Below are 26,954 nucleotides of genomic sequence, written 5' to 3'. Positions count from 1 at the left end.
TTCTGAAAATTTTTAAATTACCAAATAAACCATAGATTAGTAATCTAGAAAAGTTATCTCTTAAATAAAAAAACGAATCTAGGAGGATAATACTATCACCTAGATTCGTTCCTTTATTTAAGCAACCTTTGTATTCATTTTAACTGAAGGTGAGTTCCACATTTCTAACCATTTTTTAATGGCTGTAATCATAATGACAAATCCTAGGATTAGCATGATAACAGATAATACTGCATTTAAGACATTGTATCCAGCTGCCGCAGGATTTAGGTAAACATTTTTGACCATCCAATAACCTGCGTAGTTAACTGTCACAAACAAGTATGCTAACGGAACAAGACAAGTAAGCATATATCTGCGTTTGTCTGCAATTTTTAGAATAACAGTTGCTCCTACAATCAATCCAATTGAAGCCATTAGCTGGTTGGAAACTCCAAACAATGCCCAAACTGAACCAATATCACCTGAATAAAGCAGGTATCCCCACATGAAACATGCTAATGCACTTGCAAAAATAGAGCCAGGGATCCAATCTGTTTTCTTCAATGGTTTATAGAATTCTCCCATAAAATCTTGAATCAAATAACGGGCAACACGAGTTCCTGCATCAATAGCCGTTAAGATAAACACAGCTTCAAACATAATAACAAACTGGAAGAAGTAAGATGACAGCTTTGCAAACCAAGGAATTTCGGTAAAAATATACGTCATTCCCACAGCTAGAGTAACAGCTCCGCCTGTTCTTCCCTCTAGATCAATGCCAATTTCCTTGCTTAACTCAGGTAAGTGTACAACATCCATCCCTAATGTCTTAAACACTTCAGGAGTGGAGTTAATCGCAAAATAGTCAGCAGGCTGAAGTGCAGTTGCAGCGATTAATGCCATGATACCAACTAAGCATTCTACTAGCATCGCTCCAAAACCGACTACTTTAATATCACTCCAGCGATCAAGTAATTTGGGAGTAGTACCTGATCCAACAAAAGCATGGAATCCAGAAATGGCTCCACAAGCAATTGTTATGGAAATAAATGGCCAAACCGGACCAGCTAAAATAGGGCCGCCACCCTCAATAAATTTTGTAACAGCAGGGAATTCTATAGCTGGATTAATAATAAATACTCCAATAATAAGGGCAATAAATACACCGATTTTCATAAAGCTACTTAAGTAATCGCGCGGTGCGAGTAATAACCAAACAGGTAAAGCAGCCGCGAAGAAAGCGTAAATAGGTAAAATAATCGCTAATGTTTTTGTATCGAGAGTGAGCCAATCTCCAAGGACTGTATTTTGAATGGAAGGTCCAACAAATACACCAATCATTAACAAAATAAAGCCAATCGTTGACGTTAATTTCAGATTTCCAGTTTTCTTATAGGCAATTCCTACTCCCATTGCAATCGGAATAGTAATACCAACTGCAAAAGTACCCCATGGATTTTTTTCCAATGCATGCAAAACGACCATAGAAAGGCCGGCCATTGTGATCGTTATGATAAAAAGCATTGCCAAGCCTGTACAAAAACCAGCTACAGGACCAAGTTCTTCTTTTGCAACTTCTGATAAGGATTTGCCTTTCTTTCGCATCGAAGCAAATAATACAACAGCATCATGAACAGCTCCCCCGATTACCGCTCCAATTAGAAGCCAAAGCAATCCTGGCAAGTAACCAAATTGTGCTGCTAAAATCGGTCCTACGAGCGGACCAGCAGCAGCAATAGCTGCAAAGTGATGACCAAACGTTACCCATTTATTTGTTGGTACATAATCTTTTCCATCGTTTAATTCATGCGCAGGTGTCGGTATAGAATCATTTAGTTTCATAACCTTTACTGCCATAAACGTTCCATACAAACGATAAGAGATCATTAATATGCACATAGCACCAATGACTATTGTAACCGCATTCATTTCTTTTACCCTCCCCTTTTTTCTTTGACACTATAATAATATATGAAAATAAAAAGTAACCGTTTTCATAGTGAAACGTCGAAAAAAGGGAATGAGTAGCAGCAAATGCAGATTGAAATACACATTTTTTATTGCAAAAGTTACGGTAAGTTATACCTATAAGCAAATGAAACTATACCCCTGGAAATCTGTGACCGAATAGATCCAAAAAGGGACTCAAAATGATTTACATTACTCTTGATGCGTAAACCCTACCCTTTTTAAAATCCAAATCGCTTTTTTAACTCCTTCGTATAGGTCCTGCTCACTGGGACAGTTTCTCCGTCAGGCATCATTAAGTTATACGTAGAATGAAACCAAGGCTGGATTTCCTTAATTTGATTCAAGTTCACCAAATACGCCCGATGAACTCTAACGATGGATGTGTTCATCAGCTTTCTCTCAAAGGTAATCAGGGAATCGGAAGCTTCATATTTATTCTCCATGGTGATAATTACTGTTTTGCCTTCTTCACTGTATATATATAAGATTTCCTTTACAGGCACGATAATAATTCGGTCTTCAACTGTTATAGCTAGCTTATCTACGGATTCCACTGTTTGAGCATGTCCATTCATTGCAGATGAAGAAAGCTCTGCTTTGCTTTCAAACAGCTTTGTCAATTTCTCTATTGTTCTCATGACCCGCTCTTCATCAAACGGTTTTAATAGATAATCGACGGCATGTAAATCAAATGCCTTTAAGGCATACTCATCATAGGCTGTAGCAAACACAATTTCCGGACGTTTTTCCGATTCTAAAAGTTTATTAGCAAGCTCAAGCCCGCTCTCTTCTGCCAATTGAATATCTAAAAATATAACATCTGCCTCGATATAGGATAATTGCTGTAATGCACTTTCTATTTGATCCGCTTCCCCAACAATTTCAACCTTTCTACTTCTCTTTAAAAGGTAGGCTAGCTCATCTCTTGCAAGTGGTTCATCATCCACTAAAAATGCCTTTAACATCTTCTTCACTCCATTTATTGTACTGCATGGGAAGGGTAATCCAAATCTTCGTTCCTTTTTCAGGTTTACTCATAATTTGAAAAGAGGCATGCTTCCCATAAATTTCTTCAATTCTCGTTTTAATATTCCACAAAGCTGTTCCTGTACCTTTATCTGATACCACAGTCGTATGTCCAAGATAGCTTATTAATTCAGGGGAGATGCCCTTTCCGTTATCCTCAGTAATGATCAGGATCTTATCCTTTTCCTTATAAACCTTAATCATGACCTCCCCTTTTTTTCCATGGACAAACCCATGCCTTATTGCATTTTCCACCAGGGGTTGAAGAGTAAACGGTGGAATTAATACTTTTTTCAAGTAAGGCTCTATTTCAAAATGAACTTTATATTTTCCTGGAAACCTAGCTTGTTCAATAGACAGATAGGCTTCTACATGCTCCAGCTCTTTTTCGAGCGAAATGAGCATATGCCTAGCACCTTGCAAATTACTGCGAAAAAAAGTACTTAGCTTGATCAGTAATTTCCTTGCCTGATCTGCATCGGTACGTATTAAGCTAGAGATTGTATTAATAGCATTAAAAAGGAAATGAGGATGAACTTGTGCTTGTAATGCTTTTATTTCTGCGTCCTTTAACAACTTCCTTTGCATTTCTGCCTCTGCCAGCTCTAACTGGGTAGAAAACAGTTTGCTTAAACCTTCAGCTAGCTCCTGTTCAACCTGTGTAAGACGAGAAGCATTCGTAAAATAAAGCTTGAGTGTTCCTACAATTTTTTGATGAGCTTTTAAAGGAAGCACGATCGCAGCCTGTAGTGGACAATCCTTTTTATAGCATTGAATATCTCCTCGAGATTGAGCTGTTATGATTCTTCCTTCTTCTAATACTCTTTTTGTTAACTGAGTTGCCATATCATGATGCGGAACATGATGATCAGAGCCGGCACCAACATGAGCCAAAACCTCATGTTCGTTTGTGATAGAAATGGCATCTGCTTTTGTCGTTTCAAGAATGATTTCCGCTACTTTTTTGCATGAATGCTCATTTAATCCTTGTCTAAAATAGGGAAGAGTTTGCTGAGCGATATATAATGCTTTGTGGGTTTGCAAAGCCTTTGTCTTTTCTTCCTCAACAAGTATAGATTGAATAATCATAATAAACATTAACATACCAAATCCGTTAATGAATATCATCGGAAATGCAATCAATTCAACAAGATGAAGTGCTTCTGAAAAGGGCTTTGCTACTAGAAGAATAATACCCATTTGAATACTTTCCATGATGATTCCAATAGAAACAGCCTTCCAAGCAGACAAGCTGTTTTTTAATCCGAATCGCTTACCTATAATCCCTGTACAGACACCAGCAAAAATGGTGGAAATACCACAAGCTACCGCTGTAAATCCACCGAGCGTTAACCGATGTAACCCAGCAATTAAACCAACTCCAAGACCTACAACGGGCCCTCCAAGCAATCCACCAATCGCCACTCCCAATATTCTCGTATTTGCGATTGCACCGTCATAGTCCACGTTTATTTGCCATGCCTGGGATTGAATAAGACCTTTATCAATTTGCACGCCCGTATAGTTGCTAATGATTCCAAACGTTCCAAATATTCCAATTAAGATTAGTTTTTCTTTGTATCCAAGTTCATTATGAATGATTTGACGGAAGGTCTTCAGCCTCGACAGCAGAAAAGCCACAATCACCAAAAGCCCCACTCGTTCAAGCATCAAAGGTAGCAACTGAATCAAAATCCGTTACCTCCTTAAAAATGTAATCGGTATTTTTATTATACTACACAAAAAATAAGAAAAACGGGATCTGTTCAAAGGAGTTTCCCGTTCAAGATGGATCCTTCACTATTAATTAAGTCGAAGCACGCCCTGAAATAAAAAAACCTCTCATGAATTCTCTGAATTCATGAGATTCCGACTATCGCAGCACAATATCGTTCCCTCGAAAGAGAGGCTGAGGATCGTAACTTAAGTTATGAGGAATTTCTATTGGCTTTATTAGAAGCAGAATCAAAGACACCAATAAAACAGTAGTTGATAATGTTTTATTGGTGTATTCTCGCCTGTGTTCAAAAATCCTTACGGTTGTTATTTTATAAAAATTTCGTTTTCTGTATGTCTGTAAAACGAATTGAATTTTAAAAAAACCTTCTTACTGTAAAAGGGGTTATAGTTTTGTAATCATTTTAGTTCTATATACTTTCCAATATATAATCCTTTTATGATTTTTCCATCCAGTATTTCTTCTATTTCAGGTTCTTCCATTGTGGTTATATCTACAGTAAAATTCGAACCTGTTGATACAGTTGAATTAGTAGGTATCTCAACTATTAATTATTTCACAGATGAAAAACTTTCTATTTCTTGCGATAGATTTGGTATTAAGATATGATATGTGTCCTCACCTGAATTCTCAATTTGTACTGAGTAAGACACATATACTTCATCGCCTTTTCTTTCAGTCTTAAATGAATAGTCTAATATACTAACATCTATTCTTTCCTGATTACAACCAGATAGGAAAATTAATAAAAGTATTGCACTAAGAATCTTAAGTATTTTCAAAAGTTTCCCCCCATTTACTTTTACAGTTTCCCTACTTTATTAATTTCTTTTCATAAGGGCATAGGTAACAGCTTTCTCTACCTTATCAACTGTAACTGGAGTAATACGTATTGAAACTCCAGCTGGATATGATACCCCTACCGTCAAAGAAAGCGTTTCACCTTTGAATCCATGAGCATAAACGGTTCTAAAAGTCCTATTTTCTGCTACTTTTGCACGGTCATACCAGCCAGTATAATTATTAACCTCAGCTTTTTTTATTGCATAGTCACCTGTTAATCTTTCTTGGACTTTCCAGGCAGACATATGACCCGGAGAATTAGGATCTACAACCTGAGTTAAGTTAGACTGTGTATAATACTTTTACTACCAGAATCCACTTCCAATAATACCAAAATAAACATGTTTTGTATCTGTTTACACATTTTGTAAATTAATCGTAATATTTGTATAATCACTTTAATAACCTTACTTACTATAGAATTTTTCTAAGAAGGCTCACTGATTGAACTGTACCTAACCCATAAATTATAGGTTATCTCCTTCTGTCTTACCTTCAAGTTTAACAAGCTGATTTATGTTTCAACAAATTCGTTTCTATAATGACATTTGTTTCTTTTGTTAATTGTTCGACTATAGAATCACGAATTCTTTTAATATGAGAAAAGGATAGCCCCATGTGTGCCCCTATCCATCGATAACTCTTTCCCTCAAGTAACCAATGCAGCACTTCAAGTTCTCTCTCATCCTCAATTAAATGCAACCTGCCCTGAATTAGTGAAATCCTCGTCTTATGTTTATCAATAACTTTCAATCTACTCTCACGTCGAAGAATTTCACGATACACTGGGTCGCTGGTAGTTCCTTGCGGTTTAGGCACGGAAGCTTCAACACCATATTTAGCCGTTAGGCCTTCTCCTGCATCCTCCATAGATTCTCTTAAGACTTTTATAGAGTTCATCATCCAGTGGTAATCTTTAAGAATGTTTTCAATTTCTTTCTTATTCATCGCCACGCACCGCCCTTGCCTCGTCTTAATCCACGCTGATTCATTCCCATGAGACTCACAAAATCCATTACCATGAAATTCATCATTTGCAAGTAATCCACCAATTAAAAACTCTCCAAACTTCTCAAATTCTGGAGATAAGGAGCTGGTAATCTTGGCATATGTAAAAAAGTATGAAACCAAAAAAGGTGAACGATGGATGTTGGACTACTGGAAAATGCGGGAATTACTCGTCTCGAGAATAGTTTGAAAAATCCTATTCAACCCTCATCCGCAGAAAGAATGAGTTAGAAGCAAAGAAATTTTAAGGGACTCTTTCTTGATAAGGGGGAAGGACTCCATTAAACGACACCACGAGCCATTCTGAGCGTCTGTGGACGTGTGTGCTTTATGATACTCAACATTGCTAATCGAGTTGTAATTGACACAAAAAGAACTTGGAGTGTTTCCAAGTTCTTTACGGTGTTAAACTAATGTACCAATAATTGAAATAAACTAGGACAATATTGTTGCTTAATTTAAATCAATCTTGACCTTTTCTAACTCTACAGGAATATTCATACTTAAAGTTCCTAAATTAACTCTTATTACATATTTACTTAGGCTAAATTCATTAAGCTTACTAATATCAAAAGTACTTCTAAATCGCAATTCATCTTTATTTACGGTTTCTACAGAATGTTTAATTCGTTGCTTATATATCTCTTTCTCGGATTCTTTCACTAAAATCACATCATTACGTGCAAAATCCTTAAAGAACGTAAAGGACCGATCCCTTTTATCCCCATTATTAACTTGAAAGTCAACAATGAGACTCTTATCTTTAACAGTAATTTTTTCAATCTTTACGGACAAATTTTGCCTACTAGCCTTTATTTCAACAGGTGTTGGCTCATTTAATGAAATAAATTGGTCTTGTTCATTTATGACTACTTTCGGATGTACCTCTATATAAGTTGTTTTTCCTTTTAATGATTCTGGGATAATGCTTCTCCCTTTAACAATAATTTCATCATTCTCCTTAATGGTTTCTAGGTCAATACCATCTTTGGAGATGTTAATTTCGTTCCCCTTATCATCATAAGCCTCTAACCTTACCTGGTCATGTTTTCCTTCAATAGGAAAAGTAGCTGTATAGTTGATAGCAGTCGAAGCTTTACCTATAATAATTGAATCAAAATAAACTTGAACACCTGCATTTTCTTGAATACTTACTTTATCAATTTTTTGTGTCTCAAATGGTAATTGACTAATTGGAACATCAAACCTCCAACTTCCTTCTTTATCTCCAATCCTCTTGAATTCAAGTGGGAATGTAGCATTAGAAGGTAATTCTGTTTTTGGATAGCTTAATTGGATATGACCAACAAAGCCATTTTGTGAAGGTTCCATAAAAACTAGTTCTTTACTATCAGATATACCTTCCTTTCCATCAAATATCTCATAAAATCCGATAACTTTACCATTTTTTTCAGTCTTCAGATTTCCCTTAACATTAAAAGTCACTCCTATAACAGCCCCATCATAATAGGCACTCGTAATTGAAACATCTATACCTTTACTACTAGATGTTTTATTTAATTGTGTTATTAATTTTTGTGATTCTAAGTTTCTTCCAACTAAGTCGTTAAAAGTTGCATAAATTTTTCCTAGTAAAGGTACATCCGCCATAACACTAGAGATTGCAGGTGAAATAAAACTTGAAGAGATGAGAATGCTTGCAGCTAATACTGCCGAAAAAACAAATGGTCTTAGACTCCTTTTATATGCTAACCTATTTCTCCCTTGGGATTCCAAATTTTCAATATCTGTTAGAATTCGATTTTTTAATGCTTGCTTTTGTTTTTTCTTCCACATAAAATGGGAATCCACCTCCTTTAAAAGACAGTCAAAATCAGTATCTTCAAATTGCCTTTTCATTCCAATAACCCTCCTTTATTAATTGTTTTTTCAGAGCAGTGATTGCTCTAAAGAGTGTTGACTTGACTTTACTCTCAGACCAACCTAGTATCTTAGCTGTATCCTCTATAGAAAAGTTTTTTATTTTTCTTAAAATTATTACCTTTCTATATGTAGCTTTGAGTTCTCCTAATGCCCGATAAAGTTCATATGATTCCTCTTTTATTTGAAAAACTTCTTCGGGCAATGAATTGTTGTCTTTTTGCAAAAGAAAATATTCTTTGAAAAACAAGGCAGGTTTACGCTTCCTTAAAAAATCAACTGTTAAATTATGGGCAATACTAAAGAGCCATGTTTTTTCACTGGAATGATGTTTAAATGAATCATAATATAAATACGCTTTTACAAAGGTATCGTGAGTTAAATCTTCCGCTTGCTGATAATCCTTTACCATAAGTAAAATAAAACTTAGTATAGATTTGCTATGTTGGTCATACCAATCTGCAATTTCCTCTTTTTTATACATAGACAAATTTTCGTCCCTCCTTTTCTTGAAAGTTCAATACTTAGACGTATGAGTTAACTTAAAGTTGTGGTTTTTGTATCAAAAATTTTTCGAAATTATTTGTTTCGTTCTTTGTAGTTGAAAATACAATATTGGGATTTACCTTTATATTAAATCATCGTTGGAGTGAAAGGGATGGGTGTTATCCCGTTTCACAAAAACATAATCGCTTAAATTTCCCCAATATTGTTTACAGAAGGTTTGATATGCCGCTAGTTCTTTTGCCAACTTATCTGTAATAGGAATAGTTTCCTTTCTTCTGCTCTTTCCGAACACCGATATTGATTTATTTACAAAATCAATGTCAGACCATTGAAGGTTGATAATTTCACCTCGTCTTATCCCTGTGCCAAGAATCGTTACAATAATCATGTAATCTCGATAAGCAACATAACTTTTTTTCTCGCCGTTTGATACGTCTGTAAAAGTTTAACATTTGCTTAATTTGTTCATCGCTGAAAACCTCAATCTTAACATCTTCTTTTTGTGGTTTAATTTTCTTGGCAGGGTTAGTTTTAATGACTTCACATTCAACCAAATAATTCAAAAATGCTCGAATCCTCAACAGTTTGGTGTTGATGGTTCCAGCTTTATCACCTTTTTCTTGGCATTTTAAAAGATATTGCCGTACATGACTGTAGGTAATATCCTCAGCATTTACCACTTGATTCTCAATGCAATAGTCCACAAATTTCCCTAAAATCATTTCATAATTTTTGATATTCTTTTTAGTCATGTTCTTGAAGCGTCTGTCATCCAAAAAATCTTGATAAGCGAATTTTAACAACAAAAAAACCACTCCCTAAATTTTTATAGGAAGTGGTTATTGCTATTGATATAAATTATTTACATGACTACTTCTCAAAATGGGGGAGAAATAGCCGTAGCTATTTCTCCAATGAAAGGCTCAAAAGCCTTACATCATTCCGCCCATGCATTAGCCCATGATCTCGCCCAATATCGGATTATTTTTCCTTGTTTCTTCTTATTATACGGGTATTTTTTTCTAAAATAAATTCACTGGACAATACAGAATCATATCAAGGCAGGCATCATTGTGGCACCAAAAACATTAAAAATTTTTACATTGAATTTTAAGATTTTAAAATACACAATAAAGGGATGATTGAATGAACGTTACGATTGAATTGCATTTATATGCCCGAGGAACACGTTGGATGCAGCGTGGATCTTTTCCAGTAAAAGTCTCGGATTTTAAGAAGGATCCGGACTTTGCAGCTGCGGTAGTCGCATATGAGTGGATTCGGCAGATAAAAATGGAGATGGGATTGGATGCCGAGGTTGAAAAAGTGATTTATGACGGAGAACATGATATTACGGAGATTGTGAAGCAGATCAGGCCGGTGATTGATGATTTGCCGTTTTGAAAATTTCAGCAAAACTACTGTAATTTCAAGGAAGGAATCATTGGAGTTTGTGTCTAATTTGTGTATTTAATACTTTTTAATATCCTTTTGTTGAAATTTCACAATTAAATATGAGAAATTAAAGCTAGAATTAATGATTATTAGATATATAATTTTATATATATTGAATAATTAAGGAACCAAAAACTATGAACATAAATATAAATAAGACGATAACAAGTGAAAAGGCACCATATCGTTATTATAATGAAATCCAAGAGTTAATCTTCAGGATATACCATATGCATAATGAGTTTTCACATAATTGGATAAAACAAAATGAGTCTGCATCTTCAAATTTAAACAAGTTACAAGTTCGTCATGTGTGTAAAGTATTTGACGATCGGGAAGTATTTATATTAGAGAATGATTTTTATTCAATTATTAAAAAATATATAACCGAGTTAGAGGAATTAACGATTGAGACAGATTTGGATTTCATTTATCAAGATTTTGACTTGCGGCTAAGGGTAAAACAAAATGAATCAATCGTAAACAAACTAAAGTATTATCAAGTCGCTAAAGAAGGTAAGGGAAGGTATGCGATTAATAAGTGCCTTAATGATCTTCTAGGATTTAGAATAATCATTGAAGGATTTGACCATAATTGTAAACAATTCGATGAACTCTGTAACAGCATCCTAAGAGAAATAAAAATCAAAAAAACGAATTCCTCAAAGGGTGATTATAAAGCAACTCACTTGTATTTTTATGGTGAAAGCAATAAATTTTATCCTTGGGAATTACAAATTTGGAATCCATTAGATGCATCTACAAATGAGCAATCTCATGCTTTACATAAACAAGAATATAAAAAGTGGGCAGAAATTTACAAAGGTTCCCTTGAAATTGAAAGGAGTGAGGAATAATGGCATTCCACTTTATTGCAATTGTTAGTGATTATACAAGTGGTGTAAGAATTGGATGGCACTACGCAGACGAAACTAAATTAAGTAAAACTGTTATCCAGGATTTTATTAAAAGTGTTAAGAAAAAATGTGGAGATGTCCAATTAGCTCTTCATAAACTGTCAACCGATTCAATCTCTTGGAAATCTGTTGTAGAAAAAGATGCTTTTTTTGATGATGTGGTGATTTCACATGATACAGACGAATTTATTAGCCTCATATCAAAAGATCAAAAATTAACTGCCTACGATGTCGCTAAGTTTATTTTATCTGTTGCACCAACATCACATTTAAAGTTACAAAAACTTTTATATTTTTCTTACGCCAGATTCTTATTAAGGACAGGAGAAAAATTATTTAAAGAACCCATTGTAGCTTTTAAATACGGTCCTGTAGTAGAATCTGTATTTCACAAGTTTAAAGTTCATGGCAGCTCAGTAATTGATTATAAAGAAGATGAGACCATGAGTATTTCAACGGATGAACATGCAGTTACACCGTCCTTCATGAAAATTGCATCTTCCGAACATGGATTGATTGCTTTAGATTGTATTTTGGATGTACTTAGTGATTATAGTAAAATGACCGCTACAGAATTAGTGGAGAAAACCCATATAAAAGGCGGACCTTGGGATAGAGTTTATAAACCAGGCAGAAATTCATTAATACCTGATGATTTAATAACACAATATCACCATATTGTTGATTCAATTTAGATTAAAAGCCCCTCTCGAGTGAGAAGGGCTTTTCATATGGAATCATAATATATTTAGTCATTGAAAAAAGGATATTTCAAGAGCATTTTTTTGAACGTACCCTCATCCTTGATTGTAAATTGCGGTGTCGAAGATTTGTGATAGCATTTTTGATGAAAAACGGTATTCATCTGGTCTAGAAAGACTTTAACGTCAATTTCAACCGGTTCTGAACAAACAGGACATCGTAATTTCCCCAGAACCTTCCACATAACTCCCACCTCCCTATTATTGTTTATTCCTCGCTCAAATTGAAGTTCCTTCCATTAAAAGGCTCTTTTTTATTGATAATTAACAAAATGTTCACAAGGGAATTCTTATAAATTACAGAATTGTATTATAAAAAAACATGGAGATGAATAGTAAATGATAAAAGAAAAAAAGAAAACATTTCTTTGGATGCCAGGTTTCGGATTTATAGAAGTTTTTAGCAATAAAGAAATAACTATGAAGGTATTCGAAAAAATCAAAATAGAACAAGAAAACAAAGAAAAAAAAGAATATAAACGTTTAAGAAAAGAATATCCAGAACAATACTATGATATTATTAAATTCCCTGGAGGATGGGCAATAAAACCAAAATAAGCCCCTCTCGGGTAAGAGGGGCAATTTTCTATCCTTCGACAACTATCGCAGGGTATCCTTTCTTCTTCAATTCTTCTGCAAGCTGTTTTGCATTGTAGGGATCAGCAAACGCACCTACTTGCACACGATGCAATTTTTCGTCAGACACTTTTTGTTTCGGTTGTGACTTTGCTTTTTGCGGCAAACCCAAGAATTTTGCAACACCTCGCGCGTGTGCTTCTCCTACTGCTTTGAGAAATGCTTCGTTTTTCAAATACTTCGCGTCATTAGAATCAATAAATAAATTCTCGGTTAGAACAGCAGGCATTTTCGTCTCACGCAAAACAGTATAATTCGCACGCTTTTTACCTCGATCTGTGATGTTACCAAACTGGCGCATAGCAACTAAAATTTCGCCATGGAGCACGTTTTGCAAAGCAACTGTTTGAGAAGAAACACCGCCGTTGTATACATAGCTTTCGAATCCTGTGCCGCCGCCAGCGTTGATATGAACAGAAATGAGTAAATCAGCCTTCAATTTATTTGCAATCGCCGCACGTTCCTCTAATGACAAATAACGATCATCCGTACGAGTGTAGAACACTTCTGCATTTTCATATTCTCCAAGCATACGCCCGATACGCTTCACGATCGCAAGTGTAAGGTCTTTTTCCCTCAAGCCGTTAGCCACTGCGCCAGGATCGTGACCACCATGCCCCGCGTCAAGAACAATGCGTACCATTATTTATCCTCTCCTTTACTTTTATCACTTAAAATATCAACAGCTTTTTGCAGTGCTGATGGAATAGGAACCCCGATTCTCCCAACGTTTTCAAGAATGGATAGTGCTTCGTTGGCCAAAAAGAAAAAGATCGTTGCATCTCTCAAAATATGTCCATCATAGCCAAGCGCCACATCCATCATGTGAGCGACTGCTACAACAAAAAAGACCGCTACTTTTTTAGCGATCCCCTTCATGCCTACACTACTATTTAGCTTTCCTTCTATTCCTGCTGCGATGAATCCTGACACATAGTCTAGTATGACGAATGCTAATAAGATACTTAACAATGTATGCCATCCCCCAAACACAAATGAGATACCTGCTCCGATTCCTGCTGAAATGTATTTAATGATTTCCACCTTTGTTGACTCCTCTCTATACGATTTTTCCGATTATGACACCCTTGACCAACATCACTCTGTCATTTGCTGCAGGAGTGTAGCTAGCCAAATACGGGTATGCTTTGCCACTTACAACTGTTTCCCCGTCAAAAATCAAACGAGGGCGACCGCCTGAATAGTTTGGGCCTACCCTCGCAAATTGAATGATTTTTTCCCTTTTTTTATTAAGGAAATTCGAAAGAAAAAACTCATGGTCTATCACTAGATTGACACCACCCTTCTAACCTCATGTTTCATGCGGGCACCGGCTTTCAATGGCATGGTCCAGCTTGTTTCAGAATACTTCCCTGTAATGCCTAACGGTGAATAATCAATCTCCAATACGTCCATGTAATCGTGTAACGGATTGATTGCTGTTTCAAACGTCAATTTCCCGTACACTTGCGAGGCTTCAAAAGCAATGCGCTGGACGTACGCATCAAGAGACTGTTGGTCGGCGATGTCCGTCACTTCTCGGTAGTCAACGATTGTTCTCCCTCTACTAACCGTAGATGTCGGACTATTAGGGTTGCTATTGGTATAAGAAGACATCAGCGATTGTTCTGCACTCGAACAGACAACCACCCATTTATTCGGCACGTTGAAAAGGTCCAATTCTTCTTCCATGCCTGGATAAATGATGGACAATTCATCATCTTTATATGTGTATTCAGCCGAACGGATGGATGGGCTTCTATACGTCATGCTGGTGAAATAGCCGTACACATCGACATACAACGGCGTGTAGTTGATCGCTTGCAAGAGTGCGTTGCATGCTTCCAATTTTTCTTTCCCAGGCTCGAATTCCATATCGACCGGCAGAACTTTGTCCGTTTGCTCGATATTGTGTTTGGTGATGCCGGCACTTGCGAGAATATCAATAACCGCTTGCCGATAGTTCGTGCCGGCCGGAACCGTGTACCTAGTGTCAAACTTGTCGTCGCGGAGAATTAGAAGACCGTCAAACGCTTCGACATCTCTATAAATATTTTTATTTGAATCTTTTCTTGTCGGACTGCTCAATAGAAAGATTCCCAAAGGAAATTCAATATACTTTCCATCTCTCATACGTAAAAGAGCAAAAGGTTGTATTCGATCACTAAGCCAATCGATTTCTCCACGATCTTTCAATTGAAATTTTGCTGTCCGTTTAATAGAAGAAAGGGAAGCCATTGAGACTTCCCCGCTTTCCACAGTATCCAACTCACCTATTTTTCGGTCGTCCTTATCCAAGAGTTCATAACGAAATTTGAAATGCCTTTGTCCATATTTCCCGTGAAGAACATTGATAATTTCTTGACGTGAATATGGAAAATTGATCACCGAAAGCATGGCTATACTTCCTCCGTGTACGATACTTCTTCAAATGTGAGGCTGACTGTATTGCCGTAAACCTCGTCATCGACTGGCAACTGGAATACATGACAAAACATTTTTCTACCTCTAGCATCACGGTAGCAAAGCGTATTTTTCGATCGGATCAACCCTTCGAGTGCTTCTAAATCACCACTATCTTTCAACAAAGTGATTTTCACACTCACGGTTCTCTGTTCAGCATCATCATATTCTGCGACTGGCAATCTTCGCCCTGCAAATTGCATCATTGCCGCAGTAGGTTGCCAGTTTCCACTGCGGTCACTCACGAGTTTGAATTGATGAAGCGTCGCTAATGGATTGGCTGCTTCATGTAGCCAGATTCCCTTCAACGAAATGGATTGGCTCACAACAGCACTGTCCGAATATGTTCCGTTGTCTCCCCAAGCACGCACGAAATACTCATACATTTGTCCACTTGCCGGCGTGTAGTCTACAAAGGAAGCATCGGCTGGAATATTAGTTGCGATTAGTGTCCAGATTGATTCACCTTGTTTCCGGCGATATAGGTCATTGTAAGACACATTCGGTTGTGTGCCGGATGGAGTCGGGTTATCAATCGAAATCGTTATAATCCCTTCTCCTTTTGTGGTTGTGACAACCGGCAATGCTGGCGGCGTGTAGGAAACTGCGATATTCGAAACAGCCGCGTCAGACCATAGCCCGTCGGCATTTTTTATTGTTACTTGAATCTGATATGTTGTGTTATTGGCTAAATCGTAAAGGACTGTTTGTGCTTTGTTTGTGCTGTTAATAGCTCCACTATCCCATAAAAGTTTCGTTCCAGCAGAATCATAGACTTTTACTTGATAGGCTGTTTGGCCATCACTTGACCATTGAACCGTCGGCCGGGCGACAGCAACCGTTGAGTTATTCGTCGGGTTTGTGATGACTGGCGTTGCTGGTTTATCCCCCGCGACAAATGTTTGAATATTGCTATATGGTGAAGATAAACCGGCTTGGTCATACGTGCGTACTTGCCATTCAATCGTCCCCTTTGGAAACGTATTGGCAGGTACATCATAGAATTGGTTCGGTGTCGCCTGTGTGATGGTGTTCCAGGTTCCTGCACCTTGTAACCTCCATTGCAAATCAAATTTCGCTTGTGGGTCGAAGTTCGCATCGTTATGCTGCCATGATAAACGGATGACAGAAGCACGATCTTTCGATGTTCCTCCACTTGGTGAAAGATTTGTTGGCACGGTTGGCGCTTGATTGTGTTGAATAGTAAAAACACCGTTTGATTCATCCCATGGTCCGTATGATGTGCCGTCAAATGCTCTGATTCGGATTTTTGCCGTTGATGTCTCTGGTTCATTGATAAAGTCATATTGATAACTTGTCGCCCCTGCGGCTGTAAGTGATACAATATCTTTCCATGCTCCCCCATTGTTAGTGGATAATTGGATTTGATATTGTAAAGAGTTACTAGGCGAAAAATATAATTTCATCATAAAATTATTTGAATTTACATACCAATTAACTCCATCCCAGTCTAATCTTTTACATGATGAATACGTCCCAGAAATATCTATACCATATTTTAAAGAAGTAGGAGCACCCCTTACTACCAAACCATACTTAACACCATTAGTAATAGTAGGTGGGTTAGAAAAAGTAAAATTCCACCATGTATTTGCATTAGGAATATAAATATTGAAACTTTGCTCATGTAATTTTGATGATGGTTTTCCACTTCCATCAAGTGACCAAAGTTCAACATTTAATGTTGTTGATGTTCCTTCGCTATTAATAGAATATAAAAAAACATCAACTGCCCCTAGTTTACCATCTTTCGTTGCGATAAACTGTTGCCCAATTGGTCCATTTAAAGTTCCAGATGAAGTGTAATTATTAAAAACTATTCCTGTCGTCACATCTGGCGTGCCATTAGGGTTAGAAGCACCACTCCATGTGATTGTGTGTAAGCTATTCCACGTTTCTCCTCCGTTTGGACTTGTGACGGTTGGGGATGTTGGTGGAATGCTGTACGTTACAGATAAGTAAGGTCTGACCGATGGATCTGAATAAGCAAAACCTCGGAATGTAGAATATTGGTTATTATTATTAATTTCGTCATTTCCTACTGAAAAACCGTAATTATATCCACCTTTAATCCACTTATCAACTACCGACCCAATGATGGGGGCTTTCCATTTAAACCACATGGCACCCGTAGAGCCTTGATAAAAAGTAACCATAACAGATCGATTTGGTTGATTGCTCCAAGATATATTACCAATGTTCCAATCTTGCGTTACCTCGTATAAAAAGTAGTTAGAGAGACCACTCGAACCAGAACTAAACAACCCCACTTCTCCATCTATGATTATTGCGTTGGTAGGAATAGCAGATAAATTAAATTTAAAGAATGGTCTCATCTTTAGGTTTCCTGTCATTATTCCTGCCTGCAGATAATCTTCATTCGCATATGATATTCCATCTGATCTAATAAAACAGTTTTGCAAATTGAAACTTGAATTGATTGTTACAGTCGGGTCAATCTCAATCGGATAAACAAGACCAGATACATCGGCAACCAAGTCGATAAAAGTTTGATCGCCTTCTCGTCTTATAGTTTGCGAAACGTCACGCTTTTCTCCGTTAGCGTCTTGTAACCATGCAGGCTGTAACTTTAATTCTCCGCTTGTTAAATCATCTTCTAATGGTCCATCTACTTCAAACGAAAAGGAGACAGGTGCTCTGTCGGTTTTTAGAATAATCGTTTCTTTTACACCTGTTGTTGTTAATTCAAGCGTTACATCCGTGTCATTCCATACATCTTGATAGTGTATAAAATTCTTTTTATCCTCATCAACGTAACCTTTTGATGGTGACGCTCCGATAGGTTTAAACTTTAGTTTATTTTTGCCTTTCCCAACGACATAACCACGTTTAAAATTCCGCGGTAGCCTAACATCGAATGGCACTTTCAGACCTTGAAAATCGTACAGATCACGATTCAGTTTGTTTTTTCTTTTTTCTTCTCTTGCCCGTTCTCTGGCCTCTCTAAACCGCTCGCGACCTTCTTTGGCTACAGGCTCATCGACTAAATCGAGATCGCCCTCGTCGAACAGGTCTGTATCGATGTTATATAGATTACCGTCTTCGCCCTCATAATGGACCTGGGCATTATATATTTCCGTTGTATATGACCCGTCAAAATTGATCCATGTCTTAGAGTTGGGGGTCCGCTTATTGAGCATCTCTCCCACTTTAAAATTTTGCGTTGGCATACATTACACCTGCCTTACTTTCATGCCTAAGCGATTGAAGAATTGATTAACGGAATGGACTTCCTCCAGGTCTTTAACCGGGATAGTAACGTTTATATTCACATTTCCGTATTTATTGATGTTGTTTGTTTGCATGCTTCCAGATCCACCAGCTCCAGCAATAGAACTGTTCAGTTTAGGAACAGACGGAATGGACGCTCTAGCCATAAGGTTTGCTTGCGCAGTTACCGCTTTTATGTTATTTCCGATACCTTCTGCTAACCCTGCTGGTATCCATTTGCCAAGTTCCATCATGACACGGGAAGGGGATTTAATTTTAAGCGTACTTTTCACCGTTTTTTCAACAATACTAGCAATCTCCTGCGCCTTTTGTTGTAGAGGTCCCATCATCGAATTGAGACCATTGATGAGCCCTAGCATAGTGTTTTTGCCGATATCGGCCATAGACGCGCTCATTAGATTGAGTTCTGTTTTTGTCCCCTCGCTGATTTCCTGGATTTTCGTCAACCATTCATTTTTGTGTAGCTCTAACTGTGCATTTGCCTGCACACGTAGCTCTGCGATTTTGTTTGTGTATTCAATTTTCACTTGCTCAAGCTCTGCACTTGCGGTGGCTCGCAGCTCCTGGATTTTCACTTGCGTCTGCTGGCGCATTCCTTCGAGCTCGTTGACGGCTTGCGTTTTAGCTAATGCATTTTTCTCTCTCCAAAGTGCAACATATTGCTGAAGCTCTTCATCAGAAAGAGAATTGAGAGCCGCAATCTCATCAACGGCTTTTGGTCCCATATCCCGAAGTTCTTCAAGAAGTGCTTCATCAATGCCCTTTTCTGCAAGTGAAGCAATATTTGATTGCCAATCTTTGAATGCACTAACCTGATCGGAAAGATTTTTGAGCAATCCTTGTCCACTTACATTTTCTCGTTTAAGTTCATCAAAAAGCCCCGCAAAGCTATACAGGGATTTTGTGCGGTCTTCGACTGCTTTTTGATATTCTTCGGTTAGCTTTCGTTCATCTTCAATCAGACGATCATTTATTTCTTTTACTTTTTGCTCGTATTCTTCCTTGGCTTTTAATTCATCTTGATACAAGCGCTCGTTGGTTTCTTTGACCTTTTGGGCGTATTCATCATTGAGCGCCTTCAATTTGTCGTGAATTTCTTTTTTCACACGATAGATTTCTCGCTCGTAATATTCACGCTGTTCAGAGCCTGTTTTGTACTTTTGAATATACGTTTCGTACAAATCAAGCTCTTCTTGAAGAGAAAGTTCGTTATAGTATTTCCGCTGTTCAATATACGCCTTTTCTCTATCAAACTGCTCTTTGAGCAATTCGTTTTTCACTCGGACAATCTCTTTCTCAATCTCAATTCTCTCTTTTGAACCTTGTTTATATTTTTGAGCAAGAGTTTGCCAAGCTCTGAGTTCTTGATCTAGAGACAATTGATTCAATGAACGTTTGTCCTCGATCGCTTTCTTTGCATCTTCAAATTGTTTTTTAGTAAGTGCTGCTTGATCTTTTGCTCGCTGATCCTCTACTTTTTTAATCTCCAGTTGTACTTTCCTCACTTGTTCAGGCAACTTGGCGTATTCCTTTTGGATTTTCCGAAGTTCTGAAATGTATTGAGAAGAATTGATTTTTCCGAGTTTGAAATTTGTCTGCACTTTGGCAAAAGCCTCATTGAACGCTTTTTTGTTTGCTTCGGCTATTTGCTTAGCATGTGTTTGCTGAATTTGATAAATCTCTTTATTTACACGGGCAATAGCGTTTGGAACTGTCGCATACTGTTTTTTCAGTTTTTCCAATTCGGAAATCGCTTGTTTTGCATTGATTTTATTTCCATCAAAACGCAGCTGTATGTTTCGGAATGCTTGTTCAAACCCTTTTTTGGCCGCAGCTGCTGCTTTTCTCGCTGCTGCTTCGGCATCTTTTTTCTTCGATTCAATACCTTTTACAAAACCTTCGCCTGTATGCTTACCTATCTTTTCAGTCTCACGGCTAGGAGAATGGATATCGAGAACTGATTTGAATGTTCCTAATACTGAATTTGCGACATCTTTTACTTTATTTACAATCGCTTCAACCATACTGGAGATTCCTTTTAAGAGTCCTTGCATGATGTTTTTTCCAATGGTGAACAAATTGATGCCCTTTAAGAATGAGGTTATGTCACTCCATACTTTTGTAACGATGGACTTTATATTTGCTGATATCGTGCTCACAACATTCTTCATCGTTTGGAATCCGACTTGGACGATTGCTTTTGCAGAATTCATCACAGTTGAAATAATGCTACGGATGGCATTCCAAACACCAACAACGACTGATTGGATACCAGTTGAAACGCTTGTCGTTGTCGCTTTTATTCCGTTCCAAATCCCTGTGATAATGGATTTTATCTGGTTCATCGTAAAATTGATGATCGTTTTGATGGTTGTAAATCCATTTGATACAAGTTTTGAAATGCTTGAAACACTACCTTGGAACAGGGATTTTATATAGTTCCATCCTGATTGAAAGATACCTTTTAGACCGTTGAATAAGGCTTTTCCAAGGCTTAATAATCGACCATAAAGCATTAGGTTCCAAATATTCCAAATGGCTTGTATTGCGCCGGTAAAAATATTCTTGATGCCTTCCCACATTTTGCGGAAATCACCAGTGAAAATACCAGAAAACAGTTGAATAAGTCCTTTTATAAACGTTAATGCGCCTTGTATTGCGCCTTTTATGCTATCCCATACACTTACCACAATGAATTTCAAAACAGGCCATATTGCTTTAAAAATACCTACAATAACGGATAAGGCTCCATTTATAACAACCTGTATGAATGACCAAACATTTTTCGTTGCAGCTAATATAGAACTTTGGTTTTCCTCCCAAAACGATCTAATTTGCCCCCAAATTTGCATAATAAAAGCACTTACCGCAGAAATGGCAGTGCTAATTGTGGTTTGTATAGATGTCCATATTTCTGTAACCTTACTTCTAAACTCTTCATTTGTTTGGTACATAGTAACAAAAATTGCAGTTAAACTTGTGATTGCGCCAATAATCAAACCGATTGGACTGGTGAGCATTGCAAATGCGCTTTGCAATCTAGTTAATACTGTAACGGTTTCCCCTGCTGCGTTTGTTACCGGCAAAAACCATTTCACCGCACCTGCTAAAGCAGAACCTACTTTTGCGATAATCGGTGCAAGAGCCATGATTTTCCCTGCAAACATAGCAATCGCAGCGCCTGTTGCCGCAATCGCAGGATTGGCCTGTAAAAACTGTGCAATCAAGCCTGTTATGATGTTGATCGTTTCCAGAACCAAGGAACCGAACGGCGCAAAGGCTTTACCAAGTTCTATGATGATGATGGTTATATTCCCGAGAATTTCTAATAAAGTCGGTCCGTTTGCTCTCACATACTCAACAAAAGACTGGAAGGCTGCCGAACCACTTAATGTATCTGTCCAATCTCTAAACCTATCTGTTAAATTCAATAATCCTTCTTCCATGCTTACACCTAAAGGCGCAAATGCTTGGAGTAAATTCAAGACCCCCATGAACACATTTCCGAATATATGAGCGAAATTATAGAGACTTCTGGCTGCATTGGTTTCCAACCACTCAAAAAACTCTTTCATTTCCGAGCCTTGAAGTGCTTGGTTAAACTCTGCGGTTAATTGAACAAATACATCTGCAACGTTTTTGATGGTTGGACTTAAACCGGTTAATAAAGTCTTTATGCTCCTTAATCCTTCTGCAAACATTTGAAAAACTGGAGTTTCAAACTGCTTAACGAAATCGCCCCAAAAGTCTTGAAATGATTGCAATTCTTTCAAAGCATCACGTTGGGCTTGGCTCATGTTTTTGTATAGTTCGGCCAATTCTCTTTGTGCTTCTAGCCGTTCCTTTGCACTATCTGCATTTGCAATCTTTTCTTCCAATTTTGCGATTTCTTCTGCCGATGCGGTTACTTTTGATATCGCTGAAACTGCAACGGCTCCAAACGCTGCCGCCCCAATTCCGGCAGCCGCAAGAGACGACGATAAAGCCATAACCCCGCCTGTCAATGCAGCAATGGCGGGAACCGCAGTTGGGGCAATCGTAATCGCCGATCCAAGCGCAGCTGTACGAATCAGGCTCATGTCAAGGTTTCGCAATTTATCCTTGATGTTTCTGATACCCCTCGATATCCCGTCATCATCAATTTTAGTCTCAATTTCGACTTTTCCATCAGCCATCTTGTTTCACCACCTTTGCGCCTGCTTTGAACGTTTGAGCAAGAGTATCGAACACATCATCAGCATTTCGTTGTTCATCTTCCAATGCATAAAGCTGCTTCATCTTTCGGACATGCTGAATGTATTCTTTTGAAGCTTCTTTTGCTGTAGGAACTTTCATAGTCCGATAGCCAATGGCTTGTTTGAACGGGGAATTGTCATCTAAATGAGTGAGCAATGCTTGGAACTTCTTCCAATGCAATTTCCCGTGCATTTCGAACAAATCAATCTTGTAGACAGCAAAAAAAGACGCATAGATTAATTCAGCGTCTTTCTTGTAATCCATGATTTTCTTTTGTTCTTCAGAAGGTTTATCCAAATCGATTTCAAGAAACTCTTTCATCAAAAACTTGAATAGCTCAAATTGTTCCTCAAACGATATTTCTCTTAATTCGTCGTACTCAAAAACGAGAATTTCAAGTGCCCATAGAATCTTTTCCCACTCAAGCAATGAATCATCGTCAAACATTTCGAATAGGCGCAGAATGTTATCGAATGCCATTTCGACATGAAAAACTTTGCCCTCGTATTCAAAGCGATCATCGTCGAATGTAGATGTCAGTGTGAAGCTCATTTCCCGTTCACGTGATTTTTACGTTTCACGTACTGCTGCCGCTTCTCCTCTCTATTCCGTCCGCTGCGTTCTTTTACGATTTCGGCCAGGTACCAAATGAGATCGTACATATTCTCAATCGAACGACCGCCTTTTTCATACAGTTCATCAAATGACCCTTCACCAAATAGCGTGTCAATGACATTGCGAGCAAGTTGTTTTCCTTTCTCGAAGTGATCCCATTGTTCTTCTTTTGTCAGTTTTGTTTCATCAATCTTTACATACTCGTCTACATCGGCTTGAAAAGATAGAAACTTCTCTTGATATTCGCGTAATTTATCATCGTTAAATTCGATTCTGTAAACTTTCCCTGCAATGTCCACTTCTTCATACGTTTTCTTGAACTCAAATTTTCTCATGTATCGTCATCCTCCTTTTTTAATAAAGAAAAAGAGTCGCTAGAAAGCGACTCCATTAAGGTGTTGGTGGTGTATAGTCCGGTTTGCCGTTGAAGTGAATTTCGAATGAAATTTCACCTTTTGCACCGGCATTCCCACTAGGCCCCGAAATGTTAGCGATTGTGCATTCTCCTTCGAAAATCCCCCCATCAGGTTCAGTCCATCGAAATTCAGTTCGACGTTCTGGGCCTAGTTCAAGCAACTTGCTAAAAATGAAATCCTGCGCCGGATCACCATATTTACGATGACCGGTAAACGCCAGAACCATTTGTGCTCCGATCACGTCTGTCTGACCGTATCCATCTCCATCAAGGTATTTGTCTTGTGAAAGTTCTTCGTTGTTATTTGGTTCAACGTCAGTAATTCCCGCGGCAATCCGTGCATAAGTGCCTGGAGAAACACCCAGTGTCGTATTGATTTCAAAAATGTGTTTGTTCATTAACTCAAATCCTGGCATATTAAATACCTCCCTTTTCTAATTCACATTTGAAAATTGCCGTGTAAATGTATTCGTCATGATCTGTTTTTTCAACGAAATTTGGTAGAGTGTAGCATTCGCATTTAATGAAAGAAAAACTGCCATTTTGACTCTTAATAGAATCACTTGACAGCCCCTCTAATAGGTCAACTATTTTATTCATGGTGTCGATCACATTTTTGTGACCTGCAGCTGCTTTATCTTTCATCAGGACTTGGAAACTAAAATCGAATGTTTTCCCCTTATCCACATAACGACTGGTTACAGAAGAAGGTGTTTGACGGATAGCAATAGAGGGCGAATTCGTGCCTAATAATCCGACATTAATTGTCTGTTTCAATTCTTTTGCAAGGTAATCTTGCAATCTATAAATAAAATCCATTCAAACACCTACTTTCCATTAAAGTATTGCTCGTATTGCCGACGTACAGTTTCGATCCAATCCGGTTTATGAAGTGCTTTTGCTGCTTCAAACCACAATCCTTGAGCATTCGGGTTCACGTCTTTTGAAAAGTTGTATTGCGGGTTGTAGTACAATCGCCGAGCATAAGGCGTGTTCCACTCAATATGACCTTCACCGATCCGGCTGTGTGTCAAAGAACTCGCTTCTAAATATCCCTCTTGCTTAGGGATGAAAAAGTTTGAGTCTTTCAGAACGTCTTGGTCCAGTTGCATTTGAGCCGCTTTTTTCGCAGCAGTTTGCTTGCTCTTTAGTTTTCTAGTGTCGAGTTTCACCCTTGTTCTGAATCGAATCATGTCAATTCAACCTCGTAATGATGGAGGGTAAAAGCATAGCAAGGATTGACCTTCGCAACTGTCATCACCTGTCCTTCAAAGGTAACTTTCGATTTCTCTTTGAAGGTAAATTCAGCACTGGCAGAAGAATTCACAACATCAAAAAACAGCAGAGATTTATATAGTTTTTCCTCTGCTGTGTTTGAACGAGATATATTTGAAACAGATTGGACAAGAACGTTTGAAAGAGTGACGGGTTCTTTGTAAGACTCGCCCCATCCGTCATTGCCTGCGTATTCCTCATAAGTGACCTCATGAATGAGAACCCTTTTAGGAATCGGCTTAACCATATACGCTCACGCCCCTGTAAAGCAGGCCTGTCGGTTTCAAATAGCCAATCACCGCTGGACTTGTCCGTTGTTCATTTCGGTTTATACGACTATCATTAGATCCTTTTGCCCCTTCCGAATAGCTGAAACTTCCAATGCTTACAGAACCAAAATTACTTCCATGAATCACTGATTCCCCAGAAGTCACCATGTACTCGATTTGAGCAGCAGTAGCCTTTTTTACTTGTGTCTGTTGAAACGTTGTCAGAGTGTTAAAATCTTGAATCTTGTACTCTGTCATTTCATCGATAACATCACTGGCTCTCTCGGCCAAACGATTAAAGGTGCTCTCATCAGCGATGGGAACACCTTTGTATTCATTGTCATAGTATTGCTTGTCAATGTAGGCCATGGCTACTCACTCTTTTCGATTGCAGCCTTCAATTTTTCTAGCAATACATCTTTATTGTCGTTTGAGTCATATTCAATGTTTAACTCATCTAACTTTGCTTTAATTTGGTCTTTTGTGAGTTTCTCGAGAACGACTCCAGATTGTTCCTTTTCTTCCTCGATTACCTCATAACCATGTTCTTTAAACCATTGAATCAACCAAGGTTCATCAGTTTCAGCCTTCCCATTAACGAACGTGAGCGAAGCACTCACGCCGTTATATTTTTCGTTTGGAGCTTTGATAATTGCCAAAATAATCACCCCTTACGCTACTTTAATATTGCGAAGAACGCCAGCTTTGCGAGTGTTTTTCAACGCAACAGCAGCCACCATTTCAACCTCGCCTTTTTTCACTGCCCCAGGCGAATTGAAGTCAGGAAGATAAGTGCGGATAACACCATTTCCAGTTGGAGATACACCGTGGAATCCATCTAAACCGATGCTAACAGCGTAAAGGTCTGTTAAACCCGTTGTGTTTTGTGAATTGATAGTACGGCTTACGATCGGAACGACAGGAACAGTAGACGGAACACCGCCAGAAACTTGTACAAAATAACCCAAATCCACAAGTGGGATACCGTCATAACCTTGTACCGTACGACCGAAAGCACCTTCTGATTGTGTCAAGTATCCTGCACGACGAGCAACAGATTTGATTTTAGTAATGAGCTTGCTATTTCCCAATAACATTGATGGACGACCGTCCAATTCAGCCAAGAAATTATCAATCGCATCAAGCAATGCGAATTTATCAGATTCGATAGCAGCAGAAGTCGATACGTCAAGAACGTCATCTGCGTTCAATTCTGTAGACGAGCCTGCTAACGCTTTGTTTAATCCATCAAACGCTTTGGAATCTACTGCTTCATCACCGTTAATAACAGTGTAGTGGAACAGGTTAGAAGCTCCGATGATTTTTTGTTGCAGCTGAAATTGAGTCTCGTTGATTTGGCCACTTGTATCTTGAATCACGCGGTCAATCTCGAACGCTCCACCAAAAATTTTGAGTTTTACATAGATGTCTTCGCGATCTGCTTCTTGTGCAGTGTATTCTTGGTTGATATTACGGAATTGAGCGACAGCAGGGGTTTTCAAACGTTGGTATCCATATGTGAGTGTGGATCCACCTGTACCCGGCGAAACGGCATCGTCAAAAATCAATCGATCTAGCAATAGTGAACTGCGACGAAATTCGTCAACGACTTGTTGATCAACTTTATCATGCATTGCTACTTTGGCTTGTTCTAAAGTTACTGGCATTTAAACCACTCCTTTT

30 protein-coding genes are annotated in these 26,954 nt (G+C 38.1%); 4 read left to right on the top strand and 26 right to left on the bottom strand.

Features of this window, described 5'->3' with window-relative positions; genetic code table 11:
• Positions 1–117 precede the first annotated feature (117 nt).
• The 10 genes from cstA to GD441_RS05915 form a co-directional block, all read right to left on the bottom strand.
• Positions 118–1,911, bottom strand: coding sequence for a carbon starvation protein CstA (gene cstA / locus GD441_RS05960; protein ID WP_153124718.1), 1,794 nt, complete (start codon positions 1,909–1,911; stop codon positions 118–120).
• Between the two features lie 260 nt (positions 1,912–2,171).
• Positions 2,172–2,918 (bottom strand): LytR/AlgR family response regulator transcription factor, encoded by a 747-nt coding sequence (locus GD441_RS05955; RefSeq protein WP_153124716.1) that lies wholly within the window; start codon positions 2,916–2,918, stop codon positions 2,172–2,174.
• Entirely contained in the window at positions 2,893–4,671 is a 1,779-nt protein-coding gene (locus tag GD441_RS05950) for a sensor histidine kinase (protein WP_153124714.1), read from the bottom strand. The genes GD441_RS05955 and GD441_RS05950 overlap by 26 nt, the downstream gene beginning before the upstream one ends.
• Before the next feature lie 597 nt (positions 4,672–5,268).
• Positions 5,269–5,499: a hypothetical protein gene (locus GD441_RS05940; RefSeq protein ID WP_153124713.1), complete on the bottom strand. Its 231-nt coding sequence runs from the start codon at positions 5,497–5,499 to the stop codon at positions 5,269–5,271.
• A 39-nt stretch (positions 5,500–5,538) separates the two neighbouring features.
• Positions 5,539–5,805 (bottom strand): hypothetical protein, encoded by a 267-nt coding sequence (locus GD441_RS05935; protein WP_153124711.1) that lies wholly within the window; start codon positions 5,803–5,805, stop codon positions 5,539–5,541.
• Between the two features lie 256 nt (positions 5,806–6,061).
• Positions 6,062–6,508, bottom strand: a complete 447-nt coding sequence (locus GD441_RS05930; RefSeq protein ID WP_153124709.1) for a helix-turn-helix transcriptional regulator — start codon at positions 6,506–6,508, stop codon at positions 6,062–6,064.
• 513 nt (positions 6,509–7,021) lie between these two features.
• Positions 7,022–8,428 carry a DUF4179 domain-containing protein gene (locus tag GD441_RS05925; protein ID WP_225434147.1) on the bottom strand — a complete coding sequence of 469 codons (1,407 nt, stop codon included), beginning with the start codon at positions 8,426–8,428 and terminating at the stop codon, positions 7,022–7,024.
• Positions 8,412–8,933: an RNA polymerase sigma factor gene (locus GD441_RS05920; protein ID WP_338091696.1), complete on the bottom strand. Its 522-nt coding sequence runs from the start codon at positions 8,931–8,933 to the stop codon at positions 8,412–8,414. Before GD441_RS05920 ends, GD441_RS05925 begins: the two co-directional genes overlap by 17 nt.
• 144 nt (positions 8,934–9,077) lie before the next feature.
• A complete protein-coding gene (locus GD441_RS17120; RefSeq protein WP_225434146.1) occupies positions 9,078–9,344 on the bottom strand; it encodes a tyrosine-type recombinase/integrase in 267 nt (88 codons plus the stop codon).
• Positions 9,301–9,759, bottom strand: coding sequence for a site-specific integrase (locus GD441_RS05915; RefSeq protein ID WP_225434145.1), 459 nt, complete (start codon positions 9,757–9,759; stop codon positions 9,301–9,303). The genes GD441_RS17120 and GD441_RS05915 overlap by 44 nt, the downstream gene beginning before the upstream one ends.
• 343 nt (positions 9,760–10,102) lie before the next feature.
• Here GD441_RS05915 and GD441_RS05910 point away from each other — a divergent pair, with 343 nt between their 5' ends.
• The 3 genes from GD441_RS05910 to GD441_RS05900 all read left to right on the top strand — a co-directional run bounded on the left by GD441_RS05910 (position 10,103) and on the right by GD441_RS05900 (position 12,023).
• Entirely contained in the window at positions 10,103–10,360 is a 258-nt protein-coding gene (locus tag GD441_RS05910; protein ID WP_153124705.1) for a hypothetical protein, read from the top strand.
• A 281-nt stretch (positions 10,361–10,641) separates the two neighbouring features.
• Positions 10,642–11,268 (top strand): nucleotidyltransferase family protein, encoded by a 627-nt coding sequence (locus GD441_RS05905; RefSeq protein WP_225434144.1) that lies wholly within the window; start codon positions 10,642–10,644, stop codon positions 11,266–11,268.
• Complete coding sequence (locus GD441_RS05900; protein WP_153124701.1) at positions 11,268–12,023, top strand: Panacea domain-containing protein; 756 nt, start codon at positions 11,268–11,270, stop codon at positions 12,021–12,023. Before GD441_RS05905 ends, GD441_RS05900 begins: the two co-directional genes overlap by 1 nt.
• A 53-nt stretch (positions 12,024–12,076) precedes the next feature.
• Here GD441_RS05900 and GD441_RS05895 read toward each other — a convergent pair whose 3' ends face one another.
• A complete protein-coding gene (locus tag GD441_RS05895; protein ID WP_153124699.1) occupies positions 12,077–12,274 on the bottom strand; it encodes a hypothetical protein in 198 nt (65 codons plus the stop codon).
• A 154-nt stretch (positions 12,275–12,428) separates the two neighbouring features.
• On the opposite strand from GD441_RS05895, the gene GD441_RS05890 reads away from it, so the two are divergent.
• A complete protein-coding gene (locus tag GD441_RS05890) occupies positions 12,429–12,647 on the top strand; it encodes a hypothetical protein (RefSeq protein ID WP_153124697.1) in 219 nt (72 codons plus the stop codon).
• A 28-nt stretch (positions 12,648–12,675) separates the two neighbouring features.
• Here GD441_RS05890 and GD441_RS05885 read toward each other — a convergent pair whose 3' ends face one another.
• The 15 genes from GD441_RS05885 to GD441_RS05815 all read right to left on the bottom strand — a co-directional run bounded on the left by GD441_RS05885 (position 12,676) and on the right by GD441_RS05815 (position 26,938).
• Entirely contained in the window at positions 12,676–13,368 is a 693-nt protein-coding gene (locus GD441_RS05885) for an N-acetylmuramoyl-L-alanine amidase (protein ID WP_153124695.1), read from the bottom strand.
• Entirely contained in the window at positions 13,368–13,769 is a 402-nt protein-coding gene (locus GD441_RS05880) for a phage holin family protein (RefSeq protein ID WP_153124693.1), read from the bottom strand. Before GD441_RS05880 ends, GD441_RS05885 begins: the two co-directional genes overlap by 1 nt.
• Before the next feature lie 16 nt (positions 13,770–13,785).
• Entirely contained in the window at positions 13,786–14,013 is a 228-nt protein-coding gene (locus GD441_RS05875) for a hypothetical protein (RefSeq protein ID WP_153124691.1), read from the bottom strand.
• On the bottom strand, positions 14,013–15,122 hold the full coding sequence (locus GD441_RS05870) for a hypothetical protein (RefSeq protein ID WP_153124689.1): 1,110 nt from the start codon (positions 15,120–15,122) through the stop codon (positions 14,013–14,015). Before GD441_RS05870 ends, GD441_RS05875 begins: the two co-directional genes overlap by 1 nt.
• 2 nt (positions 15,123–15,124) lie before the next feature.
• Positions 15,125–18,094: a DNRLRE domain-containing protein gene (locus GD441_RS05865; protein ID WP_225434143.1), complete on the bottom strand. Its 2,970-nt coding sequence runs from the start codon at positions 18,092–18,094 to the stop codon at positions 15,125–15,127.
• A 309-nt stretch (positions 18,095–18,403) separates the two neighbouring features.
• Positions 18,404–22,636 carry a phage tail tape measure protein gene (locus tag GD441_RS05860; RefSeq protein ID WP_153124685.1) on the bottom strand — a complete coding sequence of 1,411 codons (4,233 nt, stop codon included), beginning with the start codon at positions 22,634–22,636 and terminating at the stop codon, positions 18,404–18,406.
• Positions 22,629–23,249 (bottom strand): Gp15 family bacteriophage protein, encoded by a 621-nt coding sequence (locus tag GD441_RS05855; RefSeq protein ID WP_153124683.1) that lies wholly within the window; start codon positions 23,247–23,249, stop codon positions 22,629–22,631. Before GD441_RS05855 ends, GD441_RS05860 begins: the two co-directional genes overlap by 8 nt.
• Positions 23,246–23,647, bottom strand: coding sequence for a hypothetical protein (locus GD441_RS05850; RefSeq protein WP_153124680.1), 402 nt, complete (start codon positions 23,645–23,647; stop codon positions 23,246–23,248). Before GD441_RS05850 ends, GD441_RS05855 begins: the two co-directional genes overlap by 4 nt.
• A gap of 55 nt (positions 23,648–23,702) precedes the next feature.
• Positions 23,703–24,143, bottom strand: a complete 441-nt coding sequence (locus GD441_RS05845; RefSeq protein WP_153124678.1) for a phage tail tube protein — start codon at positions 24,141–24,143, stop codon at positions 23,703–23,705.
• A 1-nt stretch (position 24,144) separates the two neighbouring features.
• Complete coding sequence (locus GD441_RS05840) at positions 24,145–24,546, bottom strand: phage tail terminator protein (RefSeq protein WP_153124676.1); 402 nt, start codon at positions 24,544–24,546, stop codon at positions 24,145–24,147.
• 8 nt (positions 24,547–24,554) lie between these two features.
• Positions 24,555–24,920 (bottom strand): minor capsid protein, encoded by a 366-nt coding sequence (locus GD441_RS05835; RefSeq protein WP_153124674.1) that lies wholly within the window; start codon positions 24,918–24,920, stop codon positions 24,555–24,557.
• Positions 24,917–25,249: a putative minor capsid protein gene (locus tag GD441_RS05830; RefSeq protein WP_153124672.1), complete on the bottom strand. Its 333-nt coding sequence runs from the start codon at positions 25,247–25,249 to the stop codon at positions 24,917–24,919. The genes GD441_RS05835 and GD441_RS05830 overlap by 4 nt, the downstream gene beginning before the upstream one ends.
• Positions 25,242–25,640, bottom strand: a complete 399-nt coding sequence (locus GD441_RS05825) for a head-tail connector protein (protein WP_153124670.1) — start codon at positions 25,638–25,640, stop codon at positions 25,242–25,244. The genes GD441_RS05830 and GD441_RS05825 overlap by 8 nt, the downstream gene beginning before the upstream one ends.
• Before the next feature lie 2 nt (positions 25,641–25,642).
• Positions 25,643–25,930, bottom strand: a complete 288-nt coding sequence (locus GD441_RS05820; protein WP_153124668.1) for a hypothetical protein — start codon at positions 25,928–25,930, stop codon at positions 25,643–25,645.
• A 12-nt stretch (positions 25,931–25,942) separates the two neighbouring features.
• The gene (locus tag GD441_RS05815; protein WP_153124666.1) at positions 25,943–26,938 is read right to left on the bottom strand and encodes a major capsid protein; all 996 of its coding nucleotides are present in this window, start codon (positions 26,936–26,938) and stop codon (positions 25,943–25,945) included.
• Positions 26,939–26,954: the final 16 nt, after the last annotated feature.

The organism is Peribacillus tepidiphilus, from assembly GCF_009466385.1.
GTDB lineage: Bacteria > Bacillota > Bacilli > Bacillales > DSM-1321 > Bacillus_BN > Bacillus_BN tepidiphilus.
Note: the sequence above shows the minus strand (reverse complement) of the source record. Positions and strands in the feature narration are given on the sequence as shown.